Origin of the sequence: Isoptericola sp. NPDC058082 (assembly GCF_042885055.1) — a bacterium.
Classification (GTDB): Bacteria; Actinomycetota; Actinomycetes; order Actinomycetales; family Cellulomonadaceae; genus Isoptericola.
In genome coordinates, this window is record NZ_JBHVSQ010000004.1 from 383171 (window position 1) to 389170 (window position 6000).

Sequence of the window (6000 nt, forward strand, 5' to 3'; positions counted from 1 at the left end):
TGTGCGCGCCGGGGCTCGTCGAGACACCCACCGATCGAACCGACGACGTGAGGACAGCGATGTTCCGACCACGAACCCGGAGGCTCGCCGCCGCGGGCGGTGCCGCCGTCCTCGGGCTCTCCCTGGCCGCGTGCGCGGGGGCGGGAGCCGTCGGCGGGGGAGACGGCGAGCAGATCGTCGTCGCGATCGTCTCCAACCCGCAGATGCAGGACGCGATCTCCCTCCAGGACGAGTTCCGCAAGGAGCACCCCGGGATCGACGTGCGCTTCGTGTCCCTGCCGGAGAACGAGGCCCGCGCCAAGATCACCGCGTCCGTCGCCACCGGCGGCGGGGAGTTCGACGTCGTGATGATCTCCAACTACGAGACGCCGATGTGGGCCGAGAACGGCTGGATCGAGAACCTGCAGCCGTACGCCGACGCCACCGAGGGGTACGACCCGGACGACTTCGTGCCCAGCGTGCGGGAGGCGCTGTCGGTGGACGGCGACCTCTACTCGGTGCCGTTCTACGGCGAGTCCTCGTTCCTCGCCTACCGCAAGGACCTCTTCCAGCAGGCCGGCCTCACCATGCCGGACCGCCCCACCTGGGACGACGTCCGCGAGCTGGCCGCCGAGCTGAACGACCCGTCGCAGGACTTCGCGGGCATCTGCCTGCGCGGCCTGGCCGGGTGGGGCGAGGTCATGGCCCCCATGACGACCGTGCTGAACACCTACGGCGGGCAGTGGTTCGACGAGGGCTGGAACGCCCGCCTCGACTCGCCCGAGGTGCGCGAGGCCGTCGAGACGTACGTCGACACCGTGCAGCGGTACGGGCAGCCGGGCGCCGCGACCTCCGGCTTCGGCGACTGCCTCACCCGGTTCGCGCAGGGCCAGGCGGCCATGTGGTACGACGCGACCTCGATGGTCTCCTCGGTCGAGGACCCGGCGTCGTCGACCGTGGCCGGCAAGACCGGCTACGTGCCCGCGCCGGTGAGCGAGACCGACGCGGCGGGCTGGCTGTACTCCTGGTCGCTCGCCATCCCGTCCACCAGCGAGCACAAGGACGCCGCCTGGGACTTCGTCTCCTGGATGACCGACAAGGACTACATCGAGCTCGTCGGCGAGCGGCTCTCCTGGGAGCGGGTGCCGCCCGGCAGCCGGCTGTCCACCTACGAGCTGCCGCAGTACGCGGAGGTCTCGGAGGCGTACGCCGACGCGACCCTCACGGCGATGAGCGAGGCGACGCAGGAGAAGACGATGGTGGCGCCCGTGCCGTACCCGGGCATCCAGTTCGTCGGCATCCCCGAGTTCCAGGACCTCGGCACCCGCGTGGGGCAGCAGATGTCGGCCGCGATCGCGGGCCAGAAGTCCGTGGACGCCGCGCTCGAGCAGTCGCAGCAGTACGCCGAGACCGTCGCCGAGACGTACCGCAAGGAGAACGAGCGATGACCGCCGTCACCACGCAGGCCGGGAACCTGCGGCGCGCGCAGGCCCAGCGCGCCGCCCGCGCCGACAAGCACCGGTACCCGCGCGCCGAGCGGTGGCGCCGTCGCGGGCCGCTGCTGCCCGCGCTGATCTTCACGATCGTCGTCACGCAGATCCCGTTCCTGGTGACGATCTGGTACTCGCTGCACTCGCGCAACCTCCTGCGCCCCGACTCCGACCTCTTCGTCGGGCTGGCCAACTACGTCGACATCGCGCGCGACTCGGTGTTCCGCCAGACGGCGCTCAACTCGGTGATCATCACGCTGGGCTGCGTGCTCGTCGCGATGGTGCTGGGCATCATGCTCGCCATCCTGCTCGACCGGCCGTTCCGCGGCCGTGGCGTGGCCCGCACGCTGCTCATCACGCCGTTCCTCATCATGCCGGTGGCCAGCTCGGTGCTGTGGTCGATGGCGATGCTCAACCCCACGTACGGGCTGTTCAACTGGACGCTCGGGCTGGTCGGCATCGACCCGGTCGACTGGACCTCGACGTACCCGATCGTCGCGATCCTCATGGCCCTCGTGTGGCAGTGGACGCCGTTCATGATGCTGCTCGTGCTCGCCGGGCTCCAGGCGCAGCCGAAGGACGTGCTCGAGGCCGCCGCGATGGACGGCGCCGGCTGGTGGCGCACGTTCGGGTCGATCACGCTGCCGCAGCTGCGCCGGTACATCGAGCTGGGCGTGCTGCTCGGGATCATCTACGTGGTCAACACGTTCGACCAGATCTACCTCATGACCGCCGGCGGCCCCGGGACGGCGAGCGCGAACCTGCCGTTCTACATCTACCAGCGCGCCTTCCTCGGCTTCGACGTCGGGCAGGCCGCCGCGATGGGCGTCGTCGTCGTCATCGCCACGATCATCGTCGCCTCCGCCGCGCTGCGGCTCATCTTCCGCAGCTTCGACGTCAAGGAGTGAGCATGACCGCCACCACCACGGCCCCGCGCACGACGGCGGCCCCGCCCGTCCGCCGCGAGGCCCGCCGCGGCCGCGTCACGGGCGGCCTGCTCACCACGCTGACCTGGATCCTCGCCCTCGGGTTCTTCTTCCCCGTGGCGTGGATGGCGATGACCGCCTTCAAGCAGGAGAACCAGGCGTCGTCCGACCCGCCCACGTGGTTCTTCAGCCCGACGCTCGACCAGTTCCGGGCCGTGATCGGGGAGTCCGGGACGTACGTGGCGAACTCGGCGATCGCCACCGGCGTCTCGACCGTCCTCGTGCTGCTGCTCGGCATCCCCGCCGCGTACGCACTGTCGATCCGGCCGGTGGAGAAGGTCAGCGACGTGCTGTTCTTCTTCATCTCCACCAAGATGCTGCCCGTCGTGGCCGTCATCGTGCCGATCTACGTCATCGCCGGGCAGCTCAAGGTGCTCGACAACATCTGGACGCTCGTCGTCCTGTACACGGCGATGAACCTGCCGATCGCGGTGTGGATGATGCGGTCGTTCTTCCAGGAGATCCCGGCCGAGGTGCTGGAGGCCGCGGCGGTCGACGGCGCGGGGCTGATGAAGACGCTGCGCTCCGTGCTCATCCCGATGGTCGCGCCCGGCATCGCCGCGACGGCGCTCATCTGCGTGATCTTCGCGTGGAACGAGTTCTTCTTCGCCCTCAACCTCACGGCGTCGCGCGCCGCCACCGTGCCGATCTTCATCGTGTCGACGATGACGAGCGAGGGCCTGTTCCTCGCACGGCTCTGCGCGGCGTCGCTGCTCGCGTCGCTGCCGGTGATCCTCGCCGGGTGGATCGCGCAGAAACAGCTGGTGCGCGGGCTGTCGATGGGCGCCATCAAGTAGCGCCGGGCATCCTGGGGCGCATGGCACCGGAGGGGCCGCTGACCGCGCCGGACGACGGGACCGAGCCGCCTCGGCCCGGCTCGTCGCGCCGTCGCCTCCTCGCCGCCGCGCTGCCGGCGGTGGCCCCGGTCGTCGTCCTCGCCGTGGTCGCCCCCGACTACGCCATGCCGTACTACCTCGGGATGCTGCCCGCCACGACCGCTGCGCTGGCGTCACCGCGCCGCCCGCTGGTGATCGCCGTCCTCACCGCGCTGCTCTGCCTCGTCGCTCCCCTCGCCGGGAGCGAGGTGTGGACGGCGGTGCTGCTGATCGCCGTCACCTCCGCGGCGCTGGGGCTGGCGGCGGCGAAGGGGTGGACGTCGGGCGGGGCCCCGGCCGCGACCACGGTCGCGATCCTCACGGTGGCGCCGGTCGCGCTCACCGACGCCGACCCGCGTACGCTCGCGGGGTCGTGGCCCGTGGCCCTCACGGTGCTGGCGGGCGGGCTGTGGACGGCGGTGCTCGTCGCGGCGCTGACCGGCGGGGTGCGCCGCAGGCCGCACGTGCCCGCCGCCCGGCTGGAGACCGCGTTCTACACCGCGGCGCTCGTGCTGCTCACCGGCGTCGGCACGTGGTGGGCCGTGACGTACTACCCGGACACGCACTCGTGGTGGCTGCTGCTGACGTTCTACGCGGTGCTCGTGCCCCGCACCGGCGAGATCTCCTCGCGCGCGCTGGCCCGCGCCGGAGGGACGGTGCTCGGCGGGTGCGTCGCGGCGGGGCTGGCGCTGCTGCAGCCGCCCGACGTCGTCGTCACCGCCGTCGTGGCCGTCGGCGCCGTCGCGACGGTGGTCGCCTACCTCGCCGCCCCGCTGTGGGTGTTCGCCGCGCTGCTCACCGTCACGGTGATCGCGGTGGCGCCCGGCGGCCCGGCCGTCGCGGGGGCGGGGGAGCGGATCCTCCTGACCCTCGTGGGCGCGGGCGCGGCCGCCGGGGTGCTCGTGCTGGCGCGCGTCGTCCGCGCCGCGGCGGTCAGTCCTCGGGGGTGACGGCCGCCGGTGGGGCGGCGCTCCCCGGGGTGTGGAGCAGGTCGCGCGCCTGCTCGGCCGCACGGGTGATGCTGTCGGCGACGAAGTCGATGAAGCGCGCCATGTTCTCCAGGCGCGCGCCCGCGGCCGAGTCGCGGCCCAGGACGTCGACCCCCTGCCGGGCGGTGGCGGCTAGCGCGGCGTTGGCGCGCGCGGCGGCGATCATCGACTGGTACCAGGCGTCGCCGTCGGCGGCGTAGCGCTCGCGGCGGCCGTCCTCGCGCTCGCGGCGGATCAGCCCCAGGCTCTCCAGGAGCGCGACCGCCTTGGACACCGACGCCGGGCTCACCCGGAGCCTCTCGACCAGCTCCGCCGCCGTGAGGCTGCCCGAGTCCGCCACGTACAGCCGCGTGAGCACCGCCGCGGCCATGCGGGGGAGGCCCGACTGCATGAGCAGCGTCGTGAAGGTCTCCTCGTACTCCCGCAGGGCCGCGTCGTCGGGCGTGGCCCCCGTGCCGGACGGCGCGCGCGGCGTGGCGGGACGACGACGGTGCGCGCGCTGCTGGGTGGCGCGCTGCGCGAGGTCGGCGCGGTAGCCGCCCGGGCCGCCGTTGCGCATCACCTCGCGCGTGACGGTCGACGTCGGACGGTCGAGGCGGCGGGCGATCTCGGCGTACGCGAGGTCGTCGGCGAGCCCCAGCGCGATCTGCTGGCGCTCCTGGGCGGTGAGCCGGCCTCCCGGCATGGCGTCCTCCTGGGTCGGACCTGGGTCGGTCGCGCCCACGTTACGTTCACTTCCGACCGGGTGCAACGAGCCCATAGCGCGCGATTGCGTTGATGTTTGTCTCTGATGCAACGATATGTGCATCGTGACCTGCGTAAACGTATTTCTGATGCAACATTGCTCTTGCTGAACCTGCGAACGCAACGTAGCGTTTCTCATGTCAGAAACCACCGCACCGACCATCGCAGGAGCTGAGCACGATGCAGAACTTCACCACCCCCGCCCCCGTCTCCGCCGTCGTCGACGTCCCGGCCGGGCGCCTCACCTTCGTCGCCGCCGACCGGTCCGACACCACGGTCGAGGTGCGGCCCGCCGACGCCTCGAAGCGCCGCGACGTCGAGGCCGCCGAGCAGACCACCGTCGAGTACGCCGACGGCGTCCTGCGCGTCACGGCCCCCGACGGGCACCGGGCCTTCGGGCCCTCCGGCTCCGTCGAGGTCACGGTCCAGCTGCCCGCCGGGTCCGCGGTCGAGGTCGCGGCCGCGAGCGCCCCGCTGCGCGGCGTCGGGCGCCTCGGCGCCGTCGTCGTCGAGACCGCGCACGGCGACATCAAGGTCGACGAGGCCGCGAGCGCCCGCCTCGTCACGCAGGCCGGCGACATCACCGTCGGTCGGCTGACCGGCCCCGGCTCGCTGAGCACCGCGAAGGGCGACCTCCGCGTGGAGGAGGCCGTGCAGGGCGCGCTCGACCTGCGCACCCAGGCCGGCGACGTGACCGTGGGCGTCGCGTCCGGCGTCACGGCGTCGCTCGACGCCGGCACGACGCTCGGCCGGATCAGCAACGCGATCACCAGCAGCGGCGGCGACGTCCAGGTGGAGATCCGCGCCACCACCACGCTGGGCGACGTGTCGGCGCACAGCCGCTGAGCCGCCCGCACCCGCAGATCCCGGGCCCGGGGGGGGGAGGGGGGGAGGGGGCAGGGGGGTGGCGTGGTGTCGAGCTTCACCACGCCAAATC

Annotated in this window: 6 protein-coding genes; 5 read left to right on the forward strand and 1 reads right to left on the reverse strand. The window is 72.5% G+C overall.

Annotation, left to right across the window (positions count from 1 at the left end; genetic code table 11):
• Window positions 1-59 precede the first annotated feature (59 nt).
• Genes ACFVS0_RS08685 through ACFVS0_RS08700 form a run of 4 tightly spaced genes read left to right on the forward strand, consistent with a single transcriptional unit; the run spans window position 60 to window position 4280 of the window.
• Window positions 60-1427 carry an ABC transporter substrate-binding protein gene (locus tag ACFVS0_RS08685; RefSeq protein WP_430549240.1) on the forward strand — a complete coding sequence of 456 codons (1368 nt, stop codon included), beginning with the start codon at window positions 60-62 and terminating at the stop codon, window positions 1425-1427.
• Window positions 1424-2377, forward strand: coding sequence for a carbohydrate ABC transporter permease (locus ACFVS0_RS08690; RefSeq protein ID WP_430587729.1), 954 nt, complete (start codon window positions 1424-1426; stop codon window positions 2375-2377). Before ACFVS0_RS08685 ends, ACFVS0_RS08690 begins: the two co-directional genes overlap by 4 nt.
• Window positions 2378-2379: 2 nt before the next feature.
• On the forward strand, window positions 2380-3252 hold the full coding sequence (locus ACFVS0_RS08695) for a carbohydrate ABC transporter permease (RefSeq protein ID WP_430587730.1): 873 nt from the start codon (window positions 2380-2382) through the stop codon (window positions 3250-3252).
• Window positions 3253-3272: 20 nt separating this feature from the next.
• On the forward strand, window positions 3273-4280 hold the full coding sequence (locus ACFVS0_RS08700; protein WP_430587731.1) for an FUSC family protein: 1008 nt from the start codon (window positions 3273-3275) through the stop codon (window positions 4278-4280).
• Here the strand turns inward: ACFVS0_RS08700 and ACFVS0_RS08705 are convergent.
• Window positions 4264-5004, reverse strand: coding sequence for a MarR family transcriptional regulator (locus ACFVS0_RS08705; RefSeq protein ID WP_430549236.1), 741 nt, complete (start codon window positions 5002-5004; stop codon window positions 4264-4266). The genes ACFVS0_RS08700 and ACFVS0_RS08705 overlap by 17 nt on opposite strands.
• A gap of 239 nt (window positions 5005-5243) precedes the next feature.
• Between ACFVS0_RS08705 and ACFVS0_RS08710 the strand changes: the two genes are divergently transcribed.
• The gene (locus ACFVS0_RS08710) at window positions 5244-5909 is read left to right on the forward strand and encodes a DUF4097 family beta strand repeat-containing protein (protein WP_430587732.1); all 666 of its coding nucleotides are present in this window, start codon (window positions 5244-5246) and stop codon (window positions 5907-5909) included.
• Window positions 5910-6000: the final 91 nt, after the last annotated feature.

Bases quoted from the DNA above. Each gene is read 5' to 3' on its own strand.
- ACFVS0_RS08685 (WP_430549240.1), top strand. From the start codon at position 60: ATGTTCCGACCACGAACCCGGAGGCTCGCCGCCGCGGGCGGTGCCGCC.
- ACFVS0_RS08690 (WP_430587729.1), top strand. From the start codon at position 1,424: ATGACCGCCGTCACCACGCAGGCCGGGAACCTGCGGCGCGCGCAGGCC.
- ACFVS0_RS08695 (WP_430587730.1), top strand. From the start codon at position 2,380: ATGACCGCCACCACCACGGCCCCGCGCACGACGGCGGCCCCGCCCGTC.
- ACFVS0_RS08700 (WP_430587731.1), top strand. From the start codon at position 3,273: ATGGCACCGGAGGGGCCGCTGACCGCGCCGGACGACGGGACCGAGCCG.
- ACFVS0_RS08705 (WP_430549236.1), bottom strand. From the start codon at position 5,004: ATGCCGGGAGGCCGGCTCACCGCCCAGGAGCGCCAGCAGATCGCGCTG.
- ACFVS0_RS08710 (WP_430587732.1), top strand. From the start codon at position 5,244: ATGCAGAACTTCACCACCCCCGCCCCCGTCTCCGCCGTCGTCGACGTC.